The organism is Saprospiraceae bacterium (assembly GCA_016709995.1).
GTDB lineage: Bacteria > Bacteroidota > Bacteroidia > Chitinophagales > Saprospiraceae > JADJLQ01.
In genome coordinates this window covers 1,989,657-2,012,321 of the sequence record JADJLQ010000001.1, presented here as the reverse complement: position 1 = coordinate 2,012,321, position 22,665 = coordinate 1,989,657, and the positions used below count along the sequence as shown (strand labels likewise).

Annotated in this window: 18 protein-coding genes and 1 pseudogene; 11 read left to right on the top strand and 8 right to left on the bottom strand. The window is 41.7% G+C overall.

Annotated features, from left to right (window positions below; all coding sequences use genetic code 11):
• Positions 1–11: 11 nt before the first annotated feature.
• From IPJ09_08490 to IPJ09_08480, 3 genes are all read right to left on the bottom strand, one after another.
• Positions 12–1,082 (bottom strand): DUF4837 family protein, encoded by a 1,071-nt coding sequence (locus tag IPJ09_08490; GenBank protein ID MBK7371466.1) that lies wholly within the window; start codon positions 1,080–1,082, stop codon positions 12–14.
• Positions 1,083–1,170: 88 nt separating this feature from the next.
• Positions 1,171–1,779, bottom strand: coding sequence for a nicotinamide mononucleotide transporter (locus tag IPJ09_08485; protein ID MBK7371465.1), 609 nt, complete (start codon positions 1,777–1,779; stop codon positions 1,171–1,173).
• 26 nt (positions 1,780–1,805) lie between these two features.
• Complete coding sequence (locus IPJ09_08480) at positions 1,806–4,190, bottom strand: DUF1573 domain-containing protein (GenBank protein MBK7371464.1); 2,385 nt, start codon at positions 4,188–4,190, stop codon at positions 1,806–1,808.
• Between the two features lie 138 nt (positions 4,191–4,328).
• Between IPJ09_08480 and IPJ09_08475 the strand changes: the two genes are divergently transcribed.
• On the top strand, positions 4,329–4,835 hold the full coding sequence (locus IPJ09_08475; GenBank protein ID MBK7371463.1) for a DUF1905 domain-containing protein: 507 nt from the start codon (positions 4,329–4,331) through the stop codon (positions 4,833–4,835).
• On the opposite strand, the gene IPJ09_08470 is transcribed toward IPJ09_08475, so the two are convergent.
• Both IPJ09_08470 and ypdA read right to left on the bottom strand, forming a co-directional pair.
• Positions 4,807–5,481 (bottom strand): HAD family hydrolase, encoded by a 675-nt coding sequence (locus tag IPJ09_08470; GenBank protein ID MBK7371462.1) that lies wholly within the window; start codon positions 5,479–5,481, stop codon positions 4,807–4,809. The two genes, IPJ09_08475 and IPJ09_08470, sit on opposite strands and share 29 nt — an antisense overlap.
• Positions 5,482–5,514: 33 nt before the next feature.
• Complete coding sequence (gene ypdA, locus IPJ09_08465) at positions 5,515–6,504, bottom strand: YpdA family putative bacillithiol disulfide reductase (GenBank protein MBK7371461.1); 990 nt, start codon at positions 6,502–6,504, stop codon at positions 5,515–5,517.
• 189 nt (positions 6,505–6,693) lie between these two features.
• On the opposite strand from ypdA, the gene IPJ09_08460 reads away from it, so the two are divergent.
• The 5 genes from IPJ09_08460 (at position 6,694) to IPJ09_08440 (ending at position 10,634) form a co-directional block, all read left to right on the top strand.
• Positions 6,694–7,128: a DUF5606 domain-containing protein gene (locus IPJ09_08460; protein MBK7371460.1), complete on the top strand. Its 435-nt coding sequence runs from the start codon at positions 6,694–6,696 to the stop codon at positions 7,126–7,128.
• Positions 7,129–7,235: 107 nt separating this feature from the next.
• Entirely contained in the window at positions 7,236–8,894 is a 1,659-nt protein-coding gene (locus IPJ09_08455) for a S41 family peptidase (protein MBK7371459.1), read from the top strand.
• 17 nt (positions 8,895–8,911) lie between these two features.
• Complete coding sequence (gene tsaB, locus IPJ09_08450; GenBank protein ID MBK7371458.1) at positions 8,912–9,604, top strand: tRNA (adenosine(37)-N6)-threonylcarbamoyltransferase complex dimerization subunit type 1 TsaB; 693 nt, start codon at positions 8,912–8,914, stop codon at positions 9,602–9,604.
• A gap of 171 nt (positions 9,605–9,775) precedes the next feature.
• Positions 9,776–10,114 carry a helix-turn-helix transcriptional regulator gene (locus IPJ09_08445; GenBank protein MBK7371457.1) on the top strand — a complete coding sequence of 113 codons (339 nt, stop codon included), beginning with the start codon at positions 9,776–9,778 and terminating at the stop codon, positions 10,112–10,114.
• 214 nt (positions 10,115–10,328) lie between these two features.
• Complete coding sequence (locus IPJ09_08440) at positions 10,329–10,634, top strand: helix-turn-helix transcriptional regulator (GenBank protein MBK7371456.1); 306 nt, start codon at positions 10,329–10,331, stop codon at positions 10,632–10,634.
• Positions 10,635–10,873: 239 nt separating this feature from the next.
• Here the strand turns inward: IPJ09_08440 and IPJ09_08435 are convergent.
• Positions 10,874–11,623, bottom strand: a pseudogene (locus tag IPJ09_08435) (lipoprotein signal peptidase).
• A 134-nt stretch (positions 11,624–11,757) separates the two neighbouring features.
• Between IPJ09_08435 and IPJ09_08430 the strand changes: the two are divergent.
• Positions 11,758–14,616 carry a DEAD/DEAH box helicase gene (locus IPJ09_08430; GenBank protein MBK7371455.1) on the top strand — a complete coding sequence of 953 codons (2,859 nt, stop codon included), beginning with the start codon at positions 11,758–11,760 and terminating at the stop codon, positions 14,614–14,616.
• 165 nt (positions 14,617–14,781) lie between these two features.
• Here the strand turns inward: IPJ09_08430 and IPJ09_08425 are convergent, their stop codons facing one another.
• Positions 14,782–18,261 carry a M36 family metallopeptidase gene (locus IPJ09_08425; GenBank protein ID MBK7371454.1) on the bottom strand — a complete coding sequence of 1,160 codons (3,480 nt, stop codon included), beginning with the start codon at positions 18,259–18,261 and terminating at the stop codon, positions 14,782–14,784.
• Positions 18,262–18,390: 129 nt separating this feature from the next.
• Here IPJ09_08425 and rlmB point away from each other — a divergent pair, with 129 nt between their 5' ends.
• The 3 genes from rlmB (at position 18,391) to IPJ09_08410 (ending at position 21,394) form a co-directional block, all read left to right on the top strand.
• Positions 18,391–19,134 (top strand): 23S rRNA (guanosine(2251)-2'-O)-methyltransferase RlmB, encoded by a 744-nt coding sequence (gene rlmB / locus IPJ09_08420; protein ID MBK7371453.1) that lies wholly within the window; start codon positions 18,391–18,393, stop codon positions 19,132–19,134.
• A 74-nt stretch (positions 19,135–19,208) separates the two neighbouring features.
• A complete protein-coding gene (locus IPJ09_08415; protein MBK7371452.1) occupies positions 19,209–20,159 on the top strand; it encodes a TraB/GumN family protein in 951 nt (316 codons plus the stop codon).
• Positions 20,160–20,245: 86 nt separating this feature from the next.
• A complete protein-coding gene (locus tag IPJ09_08410) occupies positions 20,246–21,394 on the top strand; it encodes a PLP-dependent transferase (protein ID MBK7371451.1) in 1,149 nt (382 codons plus the stop codon).
• Positions 21,395–21,404: 10 nt separating this feature from the next.
• Here IPJ09_08410 and IPJ09_08405 read toward each other — a convergent pair whose 3' ends face one another.
• Complete coding sequence (locus tag IPJ09_08405; protein ID MBK7371450.1) at positions 21,405–21,821, bottom strand: OsmC family protein; 417 nt, start codon at positions 21,819–21,821, stop codon at positions 21,405–21,407.
• 297 nt (positions 21,822–22,118) lie between these two features.
• Here IPJ09_08405 and IPJ09_08400 point away from each other — a divergent pair, with 297 nt between their 5' ends.
• Positions 22,119–22,637, top strand: a complete 519-nt coding sequence (locus IPJ09_08400) for a gamma carbonic anhydrase family protein (GenBank protein ID MBK7371449.1) — start codon at positions 22,119–22,121, stop codon at positions 22,635–22,637.
• Positions 22,638–22,665: the final 28 nt, after the last annotated feature.

Below are 22,665 nucleotides of genomic sequence, written 5' to 3'. Positions count from 1 at the left end.
TTTTAGGATATTTATTTGAAATGAACAGTTTGTATTACTTCTTCCAGTTGCTGGATAAGATCTCGTTTTTCTTGTTCCGGGGCATAGACAAAAGCATCGATAAAAAGAATAGAATCTTTTTTTGGGGTCTGAATCATATAGGTTTGAAAAGGGCCGCCCATGAATTCTATGGCAGTCTCCCAAACGCCTCTCATTTCAATACCATAATTGCCGTCAATATTTTTTTGATAGGTAAATAAAGGCAGATCTATATCATTGATTTTCATGAAGTCACCAGGGGAGTCTGTAGTCACAAAATGCCTTAACAGGGTATCTCTTATTTTTTTAAACCCGTCTTCAGAAAATTGATTGGTGTTTTCATATTTTATTTTACTCAGAATGAGATTAAAACTGGCTTTTTCAGTTTCTTTTCTAATCCAGCTTCCTGCAGGTTGAGAAGAAACCAGTTTCCAATCATAAGGTAGTTCGATGGATATATGGTATCGATCACCAATTGACTCAGAGTTCAATTTGCTGACGCCGGCAGCATACACAGTTCCTCTGATCCGGGGCCTGTCAAACTCTCTTATTTGTCGGGATATCCCAGGGAAGCTTCTTCTGATCCTATTGAATAAATCATCCTGGTCATTTCCTAAGATATACATAAGTTGTTGACCATGGGCCCAGACATCACGAGATATTAGATTGGATGTGGGTGATTCTTGCAGATGATCATTAATTCGTTCGGTACCTAATAATTGAACTAATAGTTTGTAGGTCAATGTGTCTTTTTTTGAAAGGTCGGCTATGAAAATATAATTTCGAAGCTCTCTAAATGTTTTGAGGGCAACGATATCAGAGTAGTTCATCTGCCTAATGTCGAAGATAGCTTCAGGCTGTGGCAGAATTGGGTAAGCTGATCCAAAATAGTACCTTAAAGAATCTCCTATTGCTCCATCCCAATCGGATTGGTTGCACACCAGGACAATATGATTTGGCTCCCCATAAGCCGTGGAAGTCGGTGTCTGAGAATTTGTAAACGGGTTGGAGCTACAGGCTAGTGCTAAAATACTGATGATCAATGCAAAATATATGTATTTCATTAAAGTATTTACTTAAAGATTAAATTGTAAAATACAGTGTAAAGATGCAAATTTCAATGATATTGGTGGGTTAGGCCAGGTAGCGTCATCAGGAAGCATTGACTCGCAGCAACTGTTGCCATTCCTTCCAACCTTTGATGGACAGCACAAAATAGATTAAAAACAATAAGGCGAATAAATGCCCATCCCGAATGATGAAAACTGGTATAGAGACCAGGTTGATGACGATCCAGAATATCCAATTTTCGATCTGTTGTTTGATCAGCATGATCGTGGCGATCACAGAAAATACAGTCAGTGCAGCATCCAGCATAGGAAAAGCGGCCTGGGTCGACTTCATAAATTGCCCCAAGGCGATGGAAAAGATGGCTCCCACAAATAGATATAATATCAACTGGCTGGGTGAGCAATGCGATACAGGGAGGGTAGTTTTGTTTTTTTTGATCCGCCATGAATATAGCCCCCAAACACCGAGTACCACATAGATCATTTGCAATATACTGTCACTCAACAGATTTAATTGAAACCAACTGGTGTAAGCCCATAGTGCACTGGATAGGATTCCCCAAATCCAACATCGGGCATCGCTGCGTGTGGCAAAGTAGATATAAACTAATCCAGTCAAAAAGGCCAGCCATTGTACCCAGCCCAGTGACCTTGCTTCTTTTATAACATCATGAAGTAGATCTTGAGCCAAATGAAATCTTGTAAGTTAAAGTTAAGCTACTTCACAAAAGCTCTGAATCTGGCCTCGACTACTATGGGATCTGTATTGGCGATGACATTGATAGTGATTTCAGCTTCACCATCTTTTTCTTTACTATGAAAATTTGCTTTAACTACCCCTCTTTCGCCGGGTTTGATAGCCTTGGTGGGGTAGTCGAGGTCAGTACATTCGCAGGCAGTAGCTATTTCGATGAGTAAGTCAGCATCACCGGCATTGACAAAACCAAATTCATGCAATTTATCTTCTCCTTTGTTGACCAGGCCAAAATCAAAAAATGGATTGTCCCATTTGAGGATAGGGACCCCTTTCTTTATGGTAGGTATATTTTGTAAACTTGCAGAGCCACCGTCACCGGGTTTGAGAGCAGGTTTTTGCCCTTTGAATATTTCTTTTTTGATGGTGATAGTCTGAGGCCCTTCTAGAATTCTGAACTCTGTGCGTCGATTAAATCTGTGCTCATCATCGGTACAGTTTACTCCATTTTTACACCTATTAAGGATTTTGGATTCTCCAAAACCGATCGCTTTGATTCTGGAAGGATCGATGCCGCGAGAGGTGATCCAATTTTTTGCAGAGTTGGCTCTGCGCTGGGATAATCGTTTATTGTATTCATCATTGCCTCTTGCATCCGTATGGCTGGACAATTCTATCACCATCGTAGGATATTCCTTTAATAATTCGAGCAGAGCACCCAGATCTTCTTCAGCATCTTTCAAGATCGCAGCATCGTCATAATCGTAGTAGATCTTATTCAGTCTGATGGGTTCATTGATGGTGATGGTTTCAGTAGTAGGCTCTGGAGGCATAGGTCTGAGAATAACCTCTTTTTTAAGATTGCTTGATTCGAGTATCCCAACTGTATTTACTTCAAAAGTATCGGGGTAATAGCCATCCCTTGATACTACAAACTGGTATGCTCTGTCTACTTCGAGGTCAAACTGAAAATTATTAGACTGATCATTGGTTTTTCTTTCCTTTTCGAAGCTGCTTTCTTCCACATACTCATTGATTCTTATTAAACTGCCTTTGAGTGCTTTTTTGGGTGTTTCAAACACATCTACGACCATATCGACGAGGATAGGTTGAAGTGAAAAGTAAAAAATATCATCACAGCAGGTCTTACTTTTTAAGCTTCGGGTACCGGGACGATTAGACACCAAAAATCCTGTACCTCCATCCGGATTTAAGGTAAAGAACATATCATCAACGGTCGTGTTATAGTTGCGCCCCATATTCTGAGGAGCTTCATAATCTGTACCTGTAAAATTGGCTGAAAATATGTCAAAGCCTCCCATGCCTGGTTTGCCATTGGTGCTATAATAAAAAGTAGTCTTGGTATAAAATGGACTGATATCATCACCAGGGGTATTGAACCGTGGTCCCATGGTCACCAAATCTCCAAGCGTCTGGCCATCAAAATTGCCATAATATAGATCAAAGCCTCCCATACCTCCTGGTTTATTAGAGGATACAAAGAGGACATCCCGGTCAAACATTTTGCCAAAGGCAGGATACCGGATTTGAAAATCACCGGTAGGCAATTTGATTTCCCGGGCAGGTGCCCAACCGCTGGCATCTTTTTCTGAGACATACATTTTAGTCTCGGATACTTCATTGCTGACCAATAAAGATCTGGTGAAAACCATAGTTTCACCGTCAGGGCTTAGAGTTATATGCCCACTGTGTACATTGGGTCTATTGATAGCGTCGGATAAGGCGACTGGTTTGCCCCATTTGCCATCTTTGGTTTTAGCACTGGTATATATCTTGGCATGATAGTCCTGATCTTTACCATCCTGTACTATTGGAGCTTTTTTTTGAAAAGAGACAAAATATAAGGTATTGTCGGAGCTTAATACTGCATTGGATTCCGTAAAAGGGGAGTTTACGATGGTGCCAACATTGACGACAGCTATGCCTTTATTAGTAGCAAGATTACCCATCTGCTCTATGCCATCCAATTCATTTTGAGCTAAGGTGATCATATTCTGATCCTTGCCCTCTGTAATAAATTTGCTGAAAGCCTCTGTCGCCTCCCTGGTTTTGCCATTCATCTTTTGCACCATTCCCAGGTAATAATAAGCCGCGGCAGGAGGGCGCACCCCTTTCAGATTTGAAGTCAGTAGCCTGGTCAGTTGTGTTTCAGCCCGGGCATAATCTCTGAGTGTATAATGCAACAAGGCTATTTTATAGGCTATCTCTGGGTCACGTTTTTCTTTATATACCTGCTCATACCAATCCAGGGCATTGTAGTAATCACCTTTGGCAAGGCTCTCCTCTGCAGTCAGGATTTTCATACTCAACGGAATTTCTCTCAAAGGCTGAGCGAGCAAACTGCCACTGAAGGCAAATAAAAAAATAAGAATCAATACTCTATACATAGGGATAGTATCTAATCTGAGTTAATTAAAAGGCTATAAAGATAAAAGAAAAATATACACATCTGACTTTAGCAAAATGACTTTGATATTTATTTAACCCAAATGAAATATTTTTACAGAATAACATCTGTGGACTGCATGGTTAAATTTACAGCAACATTAGATCGATTTGGCAAGTATAAGGAGAAGTCAGGCTGGACCTTTATACCCATTTCTTCGGCAAGGGCTCAAAAACTGAGTTCCCATAAGACGGCTTTCAGAGTGAAGGGCAAAATAGATGATGTAGAGATCAATCAAGTCGCCCTGGTACCCATGGGTGATGGTGACTTTATCCTTCCTGTCAATGGGATTATGCGTAAAAAAATCCAAAAAGCGGCAGGTGACAAGGTCCGGGTAGAGGTCGAATATGATCCTTCCGATTTACAAGCTGATCAGGATTTTTTGGACTGTCTCATGGAAGCTCCAGGCGCTTTTAGGACATATGACCAATTGCCGCAAAGCCACAAAAACTATTTCACCAAATGGTTGCAAACCGCCAAAACCCAGGCTACCAAAGCTGATCGTATTGCCCTGGCAGTAAGCGCTCTATCACGCGGACTGAAGTTTAATGAGATGCTCAGAGAAAAAGCGGGGAAGCCATTTTAGCCCGGTCTGGTAAAATATCAAAGACCCTTTCGAGGTGGTCTACGATGGGAATGTCCAGATTCATGATCTTTTGATTTCGGCCGTCATGGCTAAATCCAATAACTTTCATTTTAGCATTGAGTGCACCCTGGATACCCGGTACGCTGTCTTCTATTACGACACAATTGGCAGGATCTATCCCCATCACTTTGGATACGTTGAGATGAAGATCCGGTTCAGGCTTCCATTTTTGAACTTCATAGGCACTAAATATATGTTGCTCCTCAAAAAAATGATGGAGTTTGCAAGAATGCAGGTTAGCGATAATGGTAGTTTTAGGTCCATTGGAAGCCACGGCTTTGGGCAGAGCAAGGTGGCTGAGCAGGTGCAGGATGCCAGGTATAGCTTCCATCTCAGCAGCAAAGACCTGAGCACTTTTTTCCCGATAGATCTCTGTAAACTCTACCGGTAATTTTCGTTGATTGGTGTGCTCCACATAAGCTACACAATCTGCAAATCTGGATCCCGGAAAATGTTCCCAGGCCTCTTCCGCGGTAATTTGAAAGCCAAATTTGGTGACTTCTTCTATAAAAACCCGGTTGGCCAGTTTTTCAGTATCTACTAATACTCCATCACAATCGAAGATGACTAATTCTATATTTTTCATGGTAAGAAGTTGAATGGGGTTTATGGGGTGGGGTTATTTTGTGTTGGCTCCGAAAACGTGATTTTTTTTCAACAGGATATGGTCGATTATTTTTTTACCATGGTCCCTGGTATTTTCGATAAACCATTTGTTGGTCTTCAACCCACCGATGATGACTCCAGCGAGATATAAACCATGCACGTTAGTCTCCAGCGTGTTTTCATCATGGATGGGCGTATGGTATTCATCATGCGCAAAATCAATGCCGGCAGCACTTAAAAAGGCATAGTCTGGTTGATAGCCTGTCATGGCGAGCACATAATCATTAGGTATCTCATGCAGGACACCTCCTGAAGAAAACAGTACACTTTTTGGTTTGATTTCCTGAACTTGAGCATTAAAAAATGACTTGATCTCACCACTTTTGATGCGGTTTTCAATGTTTGGCCTGATCCAGTATTTAATGGTGTCCTTGATCTCATTTTCACGAACAATCATCGTGACCCGGGCACCTTTTTTCCAACACTCCAGGGCAGCATCACAAGCAGAATTGCCGGCACCGATGATGGCCAGATCCTGTCTGAAATATGGATGGGGATCATCATAATAGTGCCTGACTTTTGGTAGCTCTTCGCCTGGTACATTCAATTTGATTTCTAAGTCGTAAAATCCGGTTGCGATCACGACATTCGAAGCTTGGTATTCGGACTTAGAAGTTTTTATATAGAAGGATCCTTCGATTTTGGTAATCTGCGCTACTGATTCATAGAAGTTCACCGACAACTGCCAAGCTTCAGTTATGCGCCTGTAATATTCAAGTGCCTCATCACGAGTAGGTTTGTCAGTATGGGATATAAAGGGCACATCTCCAATCTCCAGTAGAACAGAAGTAGAGAAAAAAGTCATATTGGCTGGAAAATGGTACAGAGAATTGACTAATACGCCTTTTTCGATAATCAGGTAGGACAGTCCGGCTTTTTTAGCTTCAATGCCACAAACTATACCGATGGGGCCTGCTCCAATAATGATTAAATCGTACTGCACTGAGGCGCAAAAATAGGGCGAAATGTCGGGAGTAGGAAGACTGGTTAGGTGGGGAAGTGGATAATGTGGTTAATTGGTTAATCGGAGAGGTGATGAAGTAAGGGAGCAGTTAAGTAGATAAGCGGGCCTAAAAATTGAAACGAATAGTGGTTTTTAAAACTTTTGCACATTTCGGGCTATTTTTGCATCATGATAGATTTAAATAAAATAATATTCGTGACCGGCCTGCCGGGATTATATGAGATGGTTGCTAACAGAGCTGATGGGGCGATCGTCAAGTCCATAGAAAACGGGCAAACCAAATTTGCTCCACTTAGAAAACATCAATTTTCCTTGTTAGAGACGATCAGTATTTATACTTCAAGTGATTCAACTCCAATTGCAGAGATATTTGAAACGATGAAAAAATCTGATCTGAATATTCCTGACCTTCAGGCTGACCAAAAGACCACTTTGGATTATTTTGTAAAAATATTGCCGGACTATGATCCGGATAGAGTCAGTATTGGTGATATAAAAAAAGTCGTTAAATGGTATACCTTTCTGGCAAAACATGATCGTCTTCACGAAAAAGCTGAAGCCCAGGAAGTACAAACTAAGGACCAAAAAGAAGCAGTAGAATAAGCTAGTTTCTGTTTTAAAGATACTGCTACATTTAAGGGAATCTTAAGAAGCGCGAAAAATATTACCCTTAATTTTACTTTTCGTATAAATCATACTATATAAGCATTATGAAACGATTGTTGATCCTGGTGGTATTTATTGGTTTACTCTTCTCTTTCACAAGATTTGCTGATCCTAATCGATATTTTGAAATCACTAAAAATATTGAGCTATTCACCAATATCTATAAAGAGCTCAACTATTATTATGTCGATGATATTGAGCCGGGCAAGCTGATGAAGACGGGTATAGATGCTATGCTCAATACCCTGGACCCGTATACCAATTATTTTTCTGAAGCCCAGGTAGAGACTTATCGTTTTTCTACTGAGGGTAAATACCACAGTATAGGAGCCGGCATCCGTATGGTGGACGATCTGCCCACAGTCACCGAGCTCTTTGAAGAATCCCCTGCGTATAAGAGTGGGGTAAGGCTGGGTGATCAGATTATGTCTGTTGGGGGTAAGTCTGTCATAGGCAAAACTAAAGAAGAGATTACTACCCTGATGCAAGGGGCTGCTGACAGCAACCTGGATGTAATGATTAAAAGGCCCGGTGAATCAACTGAACTGCCATTTTCTATCACCCGTGGAGAAGTAGATGTGCCCAATGTACCTTATAGCGGTATGGTCTCGGATAAAGTAGGTTATATCAATCTCACTGTGTTTACCGATCAAGCTGGTAGCCATGTGGCTGCTGCGCTGCAAAAACTAAAAAAAGAGAACCCAAATATGGCTGGAGTCATACTGGACTTGCGTGACAATGGGGGAGGTTTGCTGAGAGAAGCGGTCAACGTATGCAATGTCTTTATCCCAAGAAACGAATTGGTGGTCACCACAAAAGGAAAAGTAAAGGAATGGGACAGATCCTTTAAAACCATGCAGGGGGGGGTAGATGAAAATATCCCTTTGACTATATTGGTTGATAAGGGCACAGCCTCTGCTTCAGAGATAGTATCTGGTGTGGTGCAGGATCTTGATCGGGGTGTGATCATTGGGCAAAGGACCTATGGTAAAGGCCTGGTGCAAAATACCCGCGAAATCGGCTACAACAGCCAGGTCAAGCTCACTACTGCTAAGTATTATATTCCCAGTGGCCGATGTATTCAAGGAGTAGAATATGAAAATGGGGTGCCAAAAAATATCGCAGATTCACTCCGGGCGGAGTTTAAGACCAAGGGGGGGAGAAAAGTGCTGGACGGTGGTGGTGTAAAGCCGGACATCGTGATTGATGCTGAGAAAATGCCGGAGATTGTGGAACAATTGATAAAGGATGATATCTTATTTAAATATGCTACTGCTTATAAATTGAAGCATCAGGAGATAAAACCATTGCGCGAATTCAGCTTCACAGAGTTTGAGGATTTCTTAAAATTTGTGAAACACTCCGGATTTGAATACAAATCAGTTCTGACAGGCGCTTTAGAAGCATTTAAAGCCAAAGCCATGGATCATCCACAATGGAATGCGATGTCGAAAGATTTTGATGATCTCAATAAAAGAATAAAAGAAGATCCTGATAAATTGCTGGTACAATATAAGGAATTGATAGTGAAGAATATAGAGAAAGAGATCATACCGAGATACTACCTCCAAAAAGGGAAAATAGAAAAATCGCTGCAGGTAGATCAAGAGATCCAGGATGCCATCAGTGTCCTGGATGATCAAGCTAAATATCGTTCCATTTTGAATGGAGAAAGCGCTGCAGGAGGAAAGAGCAGAAAGTAGCACTTAAAAATAAGCGATTGAGCACAGACCAACCTCCATACATACTCTGCATTGAGACCAGTACCGATGTATGCTCAGTGGCATTGGGTCAAGGCACTCAATTGATATCAGAGGAGATAGATCGGGCAGGTGGCCGTCGCCATGCAGCCTTGCTGCCGTCCATGTTAGACCCAGTATTGAATAGAGCAGGAATAGAACTCAAGCAAATAGATGCTGTGGCTTACAGCAAAGGTCCGGGATCTTATACGGGTCTAAGAGTTGGGCTGTCTACCGCCAAAGGCATTTGCCTGGCCCTTCAAAAACCTCTGATTGGGGTCTCGACACTCCTGGCACTCTGCCATTCCATCGAACATGTAGATCCCTCAGCATGGATACTTGGTATGATCGATGCAGGTCGCGATGAAGTATATTATGCAGGTTATGATGCCTTGTTTCAGGAAGTCATAACAGCACAACCCCTGATATTGACCCGAAATAGTGGTGAGCAATGGCTAGCATCTGGCAGACATATATATATAGTAGGGGATGGTAGCCTCAAGGCCGAAAAATTACTGGAGCCACATCCGCACCTGCATTTTGGATCGGCCGAAGTCCTGGCCAGATACCTTATAAAGCCTGGGTTAGATCAGTTTATTAACAAAAATTTTGAAAATTTAGCCTATGCGGTGCCGGATTATTTAAAAGCCCCGGCATATAAAAAATCTATGTAATCATAAGATTGTCAAATATTTGTGGCATCACATTTCTATTAATTATATAATAAAATTCTCCTTATGCAAACGAATAATAATTTATTTGTGTTGCTGTTATAAAATTGGTATGGTTTTAGCAATATCGACAATATTCTTAACACAATTGCATTGAACCATAAACCTGGGAGTATGAAAAAACAAAAACAAGAAATTGTTACGCTGAAAAAGGGACCTAAAGATATTCAGCTGGATTACACGGATTTGCGTCGTGCTGTCTTGGTATTACGTGCTGTAAACCATAAGCTGCGTCAGCGGATCATCGAAGTACTTGAGGAGAGTGATAACATGACTGTGACCGACATTTATATCAAGCTTAGGCTGGAACAATCTGTCGCTTCGCAGCACCTGGCCATCTTGCGAAGAGCAGGTGTGGTCATCACTGACCGGCAGGGGAAATTCATTTATTATTCATTAGACAAGGAAAGATTGAATCAAATCTCTAAATTGATCGAAGAATTAGTGGGTTAAACTAAAAATTGACATACATTATTATAATGTATTAAAAACCAATGAATTGTGTTCATTGGTTTTTTGTTTTTTGAACTTGAGTTAATGAGAATCACTTGCAAAAAAAGTCCAACTACTTACAAATAATATTTTTTTTTAATATTTACTTGGACATATTAAATCTATTCTTCATATTTGTTCTCGCTAGATATTCATTGACTACTAAAATGTAAGTATGAAGAAAACCAAAGTAACGTTCGATCAGGAAAAACTACAATACTCCTCTGATCTCATGCGGGCACTTGCTCACCCCCTCCGATTAAAGATTTTGGAGTTCATTGATCGTCACGAAGTGATCAATGTCAACAAAATCTATAATTCGATGAAAATAGAGCAAAGCATTACTTCTCAACATTTAAAAATCCTCAAAAACGTAGGTATTGTGGATAATAATAAAGAAGGGAAGTTTAAGCATTACCAGATTGACTATGATAAAATGGAAAAAGTAGTCAAAGCCATCAATAATTTTACTGGCAGATAAATTCTCCGTTAAAATTAAAACAACCCCACTGGTTGATCGTCAAAGGACTCTAACAGTTACACCCAAAAATTTTAGTTTTCCCATCCTCTATCTCTCAGACTCTCAGCCCGCTAATTTCCCCATTTTCAGATTTTATTTTACTCAGGTCTTGCAAAGACTTTTAATCAATAAGCTCCTCCTATATAGTAGCCCTTCGGATATTATATTTTTGTAAGCTTAAACTGATTAACCTGTCAGCCTTACTGCGTCTGTTCAGGCAAGTCCTCTACGGCGGCATCTGACAATTCAGTCATTTCGCTCGTTACGGATTGCTCGACAGTAGTTGTGGCATTGATCGGAGTATTCGTTTGTGTTTTAAAAAAACTTCTGAAGAAAATGATGAGGCTGATCACGCCTGTAGATATTGCAGCATCTGCTACATTAAACACTGGTCTGAAAAATTGTAGTGAAGACCCTCCTACCAAAGGTACCCAATCGGGCCACCTGGTATCAACCAAAGGGAAATAAAACATATCGACCACCCTCCCGAACAAAAAGGGAGCATATCCACGATCAGGAGCATACTCAGCCAAGCCACCCTGGTAAAATGATTCTGTAAAAAAAAGGCCATAAAAAGCCGAATCCAATATATTGCCTATAGCTCCTGCCAGGATGAGTGAAAAGCACACCAGGAGTCCCCAATTTTCCTTTGACTTGATGAGCCGGTATAAGATTTAGATCAAAAATCCAACTGCAATGATCCTAAATGAGCTCAACAATAGTTTTCCAATACTACCGCCCAAAGAAATGCCGAATGCCATACCATCATTTTCAACAAAATGGATCCGGGCCCAATCTAATCCCATAATCTTAAACTCATCGCCATAACCCATATGGGTTTTTACCCAGATTTTGAGCCATTGGTCCAGGCCTATGATAGTGAGTACTACGAGTACACACAATAAAGTCCTTTTCTTAAATGTCGAGGGATCATTGATAGATTCTTCCATGTGAGCGCAAAGGTATGATGATCAGTTTAGATCAGGCGTATTTTGGTGATGATGATTATAATTATTTTCCGATAGGCAACTCCTGTTTTGATTGATTTGCCCAGGATTTTGCGCAATTCTATATCTTGCCGCCGATGTCGTTAGAGCGTAAACCTATTTTATTATTTACACCAAAATATTTGCCGGATGGGTTTGGGTTTTTATCATTTATCGTAGTGCTAAAAAGGCCAGGACATGTTGATTATGAGGCCTTTAAGTTGGCCGATTTAAAAAACAGGATACCAGAGGCATCGACTAAGGCCAGAGACTCGATCACCCAACTAGCTGATATTTCATTGGCCGAACACAGGAAATCTTTGACCAAAGCATTGAAAAACATGGGTGCCGGCCAGCATCCTGAAGTGATCATTCAAAAAAAGATCATGCGATATTTGAATGAATGCTTCCTTCAAAATGTAACACACTGGCATGAGCTACCCTGGTACCACCAGATTACCGATGAGCAGACCAGGAAAGTTATTAAAACGGCCTGCCAGTTTCAGCCAAATAAGGTTACATTAAAATTTAGGGTAATAGATGATGAGGATACGGGTCTAAGCCTGGAGCCTTATGCCGTGATTACAGATACTCCTTATTTGCTTAAAGATTTTCAAAGGACTAAATTCCTTTTGGAACATAAACACCAATATTTTATACTCTCTCCTAACGATAGCATGACCCTGGATTGGCTGGAAGAACAAAAAATCGCCCAGATGGCCTTTAAACCTAAAGAGTTTTTGTTAAACATTGTTTGGAAGCTGGAGGATAAAGGATATGAGTTGGATCGTAATGGATGTTTTAAACCTAGAGATATAAAATGTATCCCCGAGGCTATGGTACTGGTCAATGAGATCAGCAATACTTTTTTACAGTTTATCCCTACCTGGAATTACGAAGGCATAAGGGTTGAAGGCCCATGGGTAGCCCAGTTGGAGGTGCAACGGCAAGGCGAGTTGTATATGGTCCATCGTGATAAAACAGCAGAAAATTTATTTATCGAGGGTATCCGAAAAAAACATGCTTCATTTGAAAGCCAGTTTAATGGCAATTTTTTTATCCACTTTGACCAAGCGAAAAAAAACAATTGGTTTTTTAATTTATACCAGGAATGGATAGATCGTGGCGTCCAGATCCTGGGTTTGGATTTATTGGATCATTTCAGGTACTCATCCCACAAAGCTGATACAGAGATGCATTGGATCGCTTCGGAAGCCGGTTGGACCAAAATTGAATTTAAAGTAAAGTTTGGGGCAGAATCCATCAAGAACAAGGAGCTGCAAAAAGTCGTCATGGCAGGACAAAAAAGTATCCTCTTGCATGACAACACTATCGGAGTCCTGACTGACGAATGGCTGTCCAGGTATGCGATCGTCATCAAACATGCCCGCATAGACGATGCCGTCCTCACCGTGTCCAACTGGTTGATGCAAAGTATTGATTTGACTTTTGAAGAAGAGCTCAAAGAAAAAGTAATCCCCATCGAATGGCAAAATAAATGGCTCCAATGGCAGCAGCAGGAAAGAGATCTCTATAGCATACCGGATACCATCTCAGCTGATCTAAGGCCATATCAGAAAAAAGGATTCGAGTGGATGTGTCTGCTATCTGAGATAGAATCGGGTGCTTGTCTGTCAGATGACATGGGTCTTGGCAAAACATTGCAGACTATTTGTTTTTTGGCCTGGTTGTACCAACAGGATGCAAAGAGAAAGTTTATCATTTGTTGCCCGGCCTCCTTGATCTATAATTGGAAAGCAGAGATTGAAAAATTTGCACCACACCTCAATGCTAAAATATTTAAGGGAGGGGCGTCTGAGCTCGATAGTTTTTTTACTTCCGGAGATCAGGTGCTGATCACAGGATACGGATTGGTCAGGACTCAAATTGAATTGTTGGAGCTGCATGCGTGGAGTGCGATTGTGGTTGACGAAAGCCATAATATTAAAAATCCCGATGCCCTGATCACCAAAGCGATACTTCGGCTTAGGGGAAATCATCGTATAGCGTTGAGCGGCACCCCGGTCATGAATAATACCTTCGACCTATATGCTCAGCTAGAGTTTTTAGTACCCGGACTATTGGGATCCCAGGAATTTTTTAGAAGAGAATATGCCAATCCTATAGACAAAGATGGAAGCCAGGAGAAAATACAAGTGCTGAGCAAAATTACTGCACCCTTTATCATGCGCCGGACTAAAAAACAAGTTGCAGCAGACCTGCCGGATAAAACCGAGTCGATCATGTGGTGCGAAATGGAAGATCCTCAACGGGCTTTATATGAGGAAGTGAAAGACAGCATCAGAGACAATATCTTTTTGAATATAAAGAGTGAAGGCCTGGGCAAAAGCAAGATGGGCATCCTGGCCGGTATTCTGAGGTTGCGCCAAATCTGTTGCTCTCCGCATCTCATCCAGGAACTGAATGATCGGGTAGAACAAGGATCTATTAAACTGACTATGCTCCTGGACGAACTGGAAAATCAGCTCACTGAAAATAAAGTACTTGTCTTTTCTCAGTTTAAAGGTATGCTCCACCTCATTGCAAAACATCTACGCAAAACAGGCATCGAATATTATCACTTCGATGGCGATACAGAGATCTCCAGGCGCCAGGAGATGGTCAATGCTTTTAATGCGGAAGATGATACTGCTCGCGTATTTCTAATATCACTTAAAGCAGGCAATACCGGGCTCAATCTTACAGCCGCTGACTATGTGTTTCTTATAGATCCATGGTGGAATACTGCAGTGGAGCAGCAAGCCATAGACCGCACCCATCGAATCGGCCAGACCAAACATGTCTTTGCCTATCGTATGGTATGTAAAAACACCATCGAAGAGCGCATCGTACAATTGCAAAAAAAGAAACAATGGATTTCTGATGAATTGATTCAGGCTGAGGAAGGCTTTGTCAAAAATCTTTCGGAGGAGGATGTGGAGTTTTTGTTTAGTTAGACTGGAGTAGCAAAGAGGTAGCTGAGATGCATGCCAGACCTGATTAAATAGACAGGCTTTCAAGTCTGGTTCCACCCAATTTCTCCACTATTTTTTTAGACTTTCAGCTAATCCTTTGTTTTATTAGAGTCTCCTAAGGCTTCGGTATTGCGAATCAAAATACACTCAACGCTGAATGACAAATTTCTCTTCTCCCAGGTATTTTCCAACACGAACTCTCAAAATATACATACCGACAGGCAGGGCAGTGGTCTCCAGTTGTGTCCTGCTTAGATTAGCAGATACATAATTCTTAAAAGATCGAAGCAGTTTACCATCGATAGTATATACTTCACCTTGCATCTGGCCGGCTGTCGGTATATTGGTGATGATGGTCAGCCTGTCATTGGCGGGATTGGGGCTGATACTTAAATTGATAGGTAAATAGGACTGATCTTTGGTGCCGGTGACAAACTGACTTTCTACGATGGTGCCTTTGGCAGGTGCCTCCGCACAAACATCTATGCCTCCATCATAAGAGATACAAGCCTGGCTATTGTAATTAAACATATCAAAGATCTCCAGATCATCTATCCACCACCCGGTCTTGCCCTGACTGTCGTCAGACCCAAATCTGAATTGTAGCTGGAAGGGTGTATTCTTATAATCAGCCAGATCTATAAAACTTGGGATGAAGGTCTTAGAATCACCATAAAAAGCTCTTTGATTCAATATGGGTAAGGCAAAATAGGATAATGGACCGTTATATCCATTTCTAAATATTTTGGACCCGAGGTCATCATAGGTCAAGCCGTCATTGATACTCGCCTTTACAGTGCCACCATCAAAAGCGTGTTGAGTATTGTACCGCTGATAAAATCGTATTACAGGCTGACTGAGGCCTTTGATATCAAATGGACGAAGCGTTTGGAGAAGTTGATCATTCTCAGTGCCCAGATCTGGCACGAACCAGGCTTTTTTGCCACTACGGGCCACTATATCACTGAGCTCCCAGATACCGCTGCCCTGGAGTGAAAACACATCATAATTAAATTCTGTAGTCTCCATACTGTCGATAAAAAAAGTCTTTGAAAAAAGGGTTTTACTACTAACCAATTTGTATTGAAAGGTCATCGTATCACCTGCGGCCAATTGGTTTATCTTTAAAGAAAGTACGTTGCCATTCTGTTCTAATGGGATGGTGGAAGAATTGGTCTTGTAGCCGGCCCCTGAAGGAATAATATCTTTGATAGTTACATTGGCCAGGGATGACTTGGTATCATTGCGTGCAACAATAGTGACGGAGATGTCTTCACCAGCATTAATAAGTGGGGTCACCGATTTTTGAATCTTTACAGTCGGTACACATCCGGGAGGCAGATCAAAAGCTTCGACGCCGTCGCTACGATTATCGCTAGATCCTTGCTGAGCAGAAAATCCCAACCCCCGTTTGGCAAACGCTGCCCAAATCAGGCATTTGTTTTCACCATTGTACAATAATTCGTCTGCTTTTAAGATGGCATTCCGCCCATCTACAAATCCGGGGCCGCAAGGTTGGAGTCGCAAGCCTTCAAAGACTAAGCGGATGGCTTTATTATTTCCGCCCTTACCCTTATAAAGATCAGCATCCCATCCCTGGGCGTTACTAAATGCCCAATACAAATCCCAAAGCATGGCAGCCCAGGTCTCTCCCAGGCTGTGTGGAGTCTCAGTAGTGAACACATCTTCGTAAGTCAGATTATTTATGTTTAGGTCGGTCGAATAAGGAAATCTTCTAATACCGCGGTCTGAAATGCTTTGTTGTAAAGGGAAGGTGCCTATTCCTTTAGCAGTGGTAGCAATATCGCCAGCCTGAATAGTGGTGACCAAAGTAAAAAAATCACTCCAGCCTTCGCCCATTTGCTCATCGTTAGACAAACAATTTGAATTGCCCGGTCCACCAGTGAGACGAGTGGAAATGCCGTGACCATATTCATGTGCTATAATGCCATTATCAAAAGAGCCATCCTGCTCAAGGGCACTGGTGCTGGCAGGTTTTTGCAGCGTAATGGTGATTGTCTGAATATTTTTTTTGAGAAAGGCACAATCCACAGAACCTAATGAAATCACAGGAATCGTGACATTACAAGGTGGTGAGGCGATCGCAGCCATACCCATAGGTGTGTTTTCAAAATTGCAAACTATCACGGCAAGGGCCCCTGCCGCCTGGGCATTACAAGCTTTTTCATGAAAAAAACAATCTCCCCGGTCGATTAAAGCTATTTTACCGCTCACTTCTGCGGCGTTAACAAGAGGCTTACATCCAAATGTAGCGTTGGAAGTCCCGTCAGACACTATGGCCAATTTGCCGGTGATTGGAGTGGTAGAGACTGCCGGACCAAACTCAGCACTGCCGGTTTCAAAGCCAGTGGCAAGGTTGGCGGGGGCTATTACTTTTAAAAGTTTAGTTCCTGTTTGGTTCCATACAAACATTCTCATTCTGCCATTAGTCCCGTCTGCCGGAGTCAGGAAATTTGCATTGTTACGCAACCTGCTTCCATTAGCGCCAAATTGAGCCAGGGCAGTGACCGCATCGTTGCCTTTACCCTTTCCTGAAAAATTCTTAGTTTGGAAATTGCCAGCCTGCTCAGTAAATCCGTAATGGTATGCAAAGTCGTGCATCACATTATTCATATAAAATAAATTGACTACACCGGCATTTTTGTTTTGTGTGATGGTGCCATTGGGGTCATAAGGGTAATCAAATATCAAACTGGCACCTCCGGTTGGTTCATCACCTGCAGATAAATAATTGCTATCAGGGTCTGCAAAAGCATGAGTATTGTTGCCCCGAGTAATAGTATAGGTAGTGGTGCCGTCGTCGTGCCAGCCCATCGGGGAAGCTTCTGAATCTGAAGGGTCAGCGATCAGTTGAGAAGGACCTGCATTCGGGGCACTCAATGGGATCGGCCACACTCTATACTGTTTGATAAAGCCTGGATTGAAGGTCGGAGATGGCAGATTAGCACCAGGTGTATGCTGTGGCTCCGATCCACAAGCCAGGGTGAGGTTATTGCGGACGGTTATATTACCAGTCTGTACATCTATATAGTTTTCCCAATAATCACCTGATGATTCATGGACGCCTACTTTCCAATATTGTTTTAATATTCCTTGATCTTCTTTGTAAATGAGTTGGGTTGGAATGTCTTCCAGCAGATTGTCTGATTTTTTAATAATAAGGTGATTTGGACTTATTTCTTTTAAAACGGTAGGCCTGGATCTCAAATAAGAGGTAGCTCCTGACCGGATGATCGCTACTGTAGCAGCTTCTACTCCGGTGATGATGTTGTCTGTGGCAGTTACTTTTTTATGAATATCTACTATAAACCGATTGGTGTTGATGTACAGCGGATGATCCTTTTTTAAAATAAGATTGCCTAAAGCTGATTCAATAGGAATATCGCCCAAATATTGTTGGATATATATATAAGTTAAACCATTCTGGTCATCTGTATAAGAATCAGTAATTTTGAGACTTGAAAGATCACTTGAAGGAAAGGACTTTTGAACCCAGTCTTTTTTTAAGATATTAATGATGTTTAATTCCTCTGATTGACCGTTGGCGAAAGCCAGATTCAAAGTAATCAAAACAATGATTAAAAGTCCTTTATAAAAATCCTTCATTATTAATTGTAGATTTATAATGCAAATTTATCAATATTTAAGCCTAAAAAGGGAACTACATTAGAGGTGCAAAAGTTGTCAAATGGTCTATCTAAAATAAGCTAATATTTTGTTAAATAATAGAAGTGTATGAGTGAAGGGCAAGTTATCTATGGGAAACACCCGGTATTGGAAGCCTTAAACGAGGAATTGCCAATAGAAAAGATCCTTGTGCTTCAAGGTACACATGGAGAGCTGGAAAAAACGCTTCGCGAAACTTGTAAGGATCGGTCTATCCCGATGCAGCAGGTGCCCAAAGAAGTGCTTTATAAACTTTGTAAGGGAAATAATCACCAAGGGGTAGCTGCGATCATCTCTCCTGTCGAATACCAGGATTTGAAAGGTCTGCTGCCGTTCATTCTGGCTCAGGATCATCACCCATTGTTCCTGGTGCTCGATCGAATCACTGATGTCCGTAATCTTGGAGCGATAGCCCGGAGTGCAGAATTGTTAGGTGTAGATGCACTGATCGTCTCATCAAAACATCGTGCCAGGATAGACGAAGAAGCCATCAAAACCTCTGCTGGTGCTTTGCTCAAGCTGTCTGTGTGCCGTGAAAACAGCCTGGTCACCACGATTGATGTGCTCAAAGCAGCCGGGATCAGGATAGTGGCAGCTGATGCCAAAGCAGCTGCACCCATTCGAGCTATAGACTTCAGTCAACCGATCGCTTTGATCCTTGGTTCAGAAGATGAAGGAGTGCACCCATCTTTATTGGACAAATGCGACGATCGATTCCAAATACCACAATCCGGTACGATAGATTCGTTTAATGTATCGGTAGCAGCTGGTATCATCTTGTATGAGATTTACAATCAAAGGCATCCTTTATAGTGGATTGAATTCTTGATTGATCAGTACATTTTTTAATCGGAGTCATATTTTCTGATTCTCCTACCTTTGTGCGCATGAAATTTAATTTTAGATACGGGGCTGTAGCAGGATCATTTCTTTTGGTATTGCTGCTGGCTAATTGTTCGTCCAGTCAAAAAGCAGTTCAGGCAGTACCTGCTGTGACGGAATATCAACCAAATGAGAAATCATTGCTCTGGGAGATCAGTGGGAACGGGCTGACCAAGTCGTCCTATTTATTTGGAACCATTCATATCATCGGCAGTGAGGATTTCTTTTTTCCAAAAACACTGGAAGATAAAATCATCGCTGCAGACCAAGCTACTTTTGAAATCGATATGGATGACATGTCCTCTATGGAGTCTATGTTTAAAATCATAGGCAAAGCTTTTATGAGAGACGGACTGACCTTAAAGGACCTGGTCACAGGGGAGGAATACAAGGAGATAGAGACTCATTTTACTGAAAAGGGATTGCCTTTGCAAATGCTGGATCGTATGAAGCCAATGTTGCTTTCTACTTTTGCCACCATGGATATAGGGGGAGAAGGCGGCATGGAGAACTCCAAATCTTATGAAATGGAGATTTTTAACAAGGTGAATGAGCAAAATAAGGAATCTAAAGGACTGGAGACCATCGATGACCAACTGGCTATATTCGACAGTATTCCCTATGAACTTCAGGCAAAGATGTTGGTAGAAAGTATTCGCTCTGCCGACAAAGAAAATATTGAATACAAGGCAATGGTCGATTTGTATAAAAAGCAAGACATAGAAACCATGGCCAAAGTATCTGTGGGTGATGAAGGTGGCATGGGAGCTTATGAGGATCTTTTCCTATTTCAAAGAAATCGAAACTGGATTCCACTCATGAGTGCTATGATGAAAGACAAATCTACTTTTTTTGCCGTTGGTGCAGGTCACCTGGGTGGTCCTAAAGGAGTGATCAATCTTTTGAAGTCAGCTGGGTATAAAGTAAAAGCGGTTAAAATAGGTCTTGGTGCTTAAGAGTAACATCCCGGTTCACTTGAGACTCCATATGAATATTACATTTGATACCGAACTAATAATTTTTTTTCACAAAAACGTGGTAGATGAATCCAAATGCCTCCGATAAGTTATCCACCGAAGCCATTCATGCAGGCCATACCATAGATCTTACCTATGGAGCGGTATCGATGCCGATCATCTTATCTACCACTTTTGAGCGGGGGGAGGATGGCGCCTTTGTCGAAGGCAGAGATGTGTATGCCCGAGCATCCAATCCCAACCGACGAACCCTTGAGATCAAATTAGCAGCCTTGGAAGGCGCGACGGATGCTATTGCCTTTTCTTCAGGCCAGGCAGCAACCATGAGTATCATCCATAGCCTTAAACCAGGCGATCATGTGATCTTGCCAGATGATCTTTATTATGGAACCAAAGTGATTTTACAAACCTTATATGGTCGATGGCAGTTGGAATATGATGCCCTGGATTTGACAGACCTCGATCTTGTCAGGAAAAGCATCAAACCTAATACCAAACTTATCTGGATCGAGACACCTTCTAATCCGGCGCTGAAAATCACCGACATCGCCGAAGTGGCCAGGATAGGAAGGCAGCACCATATTATGACAGTTTGTGATAACACCTGGGCCAGTGCCTATTTTACCCGACCACTTGATCTTGGTGTAGACGCGGTCATGCACTCTACCACAAAATATTTTGGTGGTCACAGTGATATTACAGGAGGATGCATCATGACCCGGAATCAACCTGAACTGACGCAAAAGATCAGAGATTTTCAGACGCTGGGAGGCGCTGTACCTTCAGCTTTTGATTGTTGGTTATTATCCAGAAGCCTGGCTACGTACTCCGTCAGGATGAAAGTCCACGCAGAAAATGCCATGGCCTTAGCCCAATACCTTCATTTGCATCCAAAAATAGAAAAAGTCAATTATCCCGGATTGCCTTCCGACCCATATCATGGTGTAGCTTCAAAACAAATGCATGGCGGATTTGGAGGCATGCTCTCTATCCTGGTGCAAGGTGGGGAGGCTGCTACTTTGAAACTTGCCTCATCGCTCCACATGGTTACGCATGCTACCAGCCTGGGGGGTGTAGAAAGCTTAGTGGATCACCGACGCTCTGCAGAAGGAACGCATAGCGTCAGTCCCCCTAATTTACTCAGGGTATCTGTAGGTATAGAAGGAATCGATGACCTGATAGCTGATTTTGAGCAAGCACTCGAATCATTATAAATAACTTTGTTTATACCAGTTCAGCATCGAGCGAAATCTCCGCTTTTAAAAGTTTAGACACCGGACAATTTTCTTTGGCTTCCAGGGCATATTTTTCAAAAGAAGCCTGATCCAATCCTTCGGCTTTTACGCGAGTAAATAATTTTACTTCAGTGATAGCACCCTGATCGAGTATCACTTGCGCCTTCGTCTCGATAGAGTCTGCGATGATGTTGGCAGCCTGCAATACAAAAGCCAGTTTCATAGAAAAACATCCTGCATGGGCGGCGCCTATGAGTTCTTCCGGATTGGTACCAATGCCTTCTTCAAATCGTGTTTTGTAAGAGTAATTGGCAGCTGAAAGGACACCACTTTCTGTGGATACCGTACCTTTGCCTTCTTTGCCATTGCCAGCCCAGTGGGCGGTTGCTGATCGTTTGATAGCCATAAATTTTATTGTTTATTTATTAGTTTAAGTGATTTAACAAAGCTAAGATGATTTTGTTTAGCTTCCACCAGAAAGCCAATATCGATTAATTATCACAAATACAGGATACATTTCCTCCCGGGTAGCATACAAAATTTTTATAAACGAATTGACAAGACTGTGTTTTTGAATGGATGACCTGGAGTTGCATCTCTCCAGGGGTCTTTTTCGCTTGATAATCGAATTACCAAAATAACCCGTGGTGCCAAGTATTAATATTTTCAATAATACGTTACATTTATAACTTTATCTTTTATTATGTCTATCATCAAAACAGTCCGCGGCCAAACGCCAAGTTTCGGTAATAATGTATTCCTGGCAGATAATTCTGTTGTAATCGGAGAGGTGAGTATGGGGGATGATTGCAGCGTATGGTTCAATGCAGTGATACGCGGCGATGTCAATTTTATAAAAATCGGCGATCGGGTCAATATTCAGGATGGGGCTGTCATTCATTGTACATATGAAAAATCAGGGACGACGATTGGTAATGATGTGTCTATCGGCCACAGTGCTATTGTCCATGGGTGTACTATTCATGATAAAGCACTCATCGGCATGGGAGCTATTGTGATGGATAATGCCGTGGTGCCTACAAATTGCCTGGTGGCTGCAGGAGCTGTCGTACTCGAAAATACCATCCTGGAATCCGGGTATATTTATGCAGGGGTTCCCGCAAAAAAAGTAAAGGAACTATCAAAAGAAAACTTTGAATTTTTTATTACCAGGACTGCAAATAATTACGTGATGTATGCGGAATGGTTTAAAGAAAGATAAACGAAAGATTACCTTGGATATGAGTAAT

Bases quoted from the DNA above. Each gene is read 5' to 3' on its own strand.
- IPJ09_08490 (MBK7371466.1), bottom strand. From the start codon at position 1,082: ATGAAATACATATATTTTGCATTGATCATCAGTATTTTAGCACTAGCC.
- IPJ09_08480 (MBK7371464.1), bottom strand. From the start codon at position 4,190: ATGTATAGAGTATTGATTCTTATTTTTTTATTTGCCTTCAGTGGCAGT.
- IPJ09_08475 (MBK7371463.1), top strand. From the start codon at position 4,329: ATGGTTAAATTTACAGCAACATTAGATCGATTTGGCAAGTATAAGGAG.
- IPJ09_08470 (MBK7371462.1), bottom strand. From the start codon at position 5,481: ATGAAAAATATAGAATTAGTCATCTTCGATTGTGATGGAGTATTAGTA.
- IPJ09_08460 (MBK7371460.1), top strand. From the start codon at position 6,694: ATGATAGATTTAAATAAAATAATATTCGTGACCGGCCTGCCGGGATTA.
- IPJ09_08455 (MBK7371459.1), top strand. From the start codon at position 7,236: ATGAAACGATTGTTGATCCTGGTGGTATTTATTGGTTTACTCTTCTCT.
- IPJ09_08445 (MBK7371457.1), top strand. From the start codon at position 9,776: ATGAAAAAACAAAAACAAGAAATTGTTACGCTGAAAAAGGGACCTAAA.
- IPJ09_08440 (MBK7371456.1), top strand. From the start codon at position 10,329: ATGAAGAAAACCAAAGTAACGTTCGATCAGGAAAAACTACAATACTCC.
- IPJ09_08430 (MBK7371455.1), top strand. From the start codon at position 11,758: ATGTCGTTAGAGCGTAAACCTATTTTATTATTTACACCAAAATATTTG.
- IPJ09_08425 (MBK7371454.1), bottom strand. From the start codon at position 18,261: ATGAAGGATTTTTATAAAGGACTTTTAATCATTGTTTTGATTACTTTG.
- rlmB (MBK7371453.1), top strand. From the start codon at position 18,391: ATGAGTGAAGGGCAAGTTATCTATGGGAAACACCCGGTATTGGAAGCC.
- IPJ09_08415 (MBK7371452.1), top strand. From the start codon at position 19,209: ATGAAATTTAATTTTAGATACGGGGCTGTAGCAGGATCATTTCTTTTG.
- IPJ09_08410 (MBK7371451.1), top strand. From the start codon at position 20,246: ATGAATCCAAATGCCTCCGATAAGTTATCCACCGAAGCCATTCATGCA.
- IPJ09_08405 (MBK7371450.1), bottom strand. From the start codon at position 21,821: ATGGCTATCAAACGATCAGCAACCGCCCACTGGGCTGGCAATGGCAAA.
- IPJ09_08400 (MBK7371449.1), top strand. From the start codon at position 22,119: ATGTCTATCATCAAAACAGTCCGCGGCCAAACGCCAAGTTTCGGTAAT.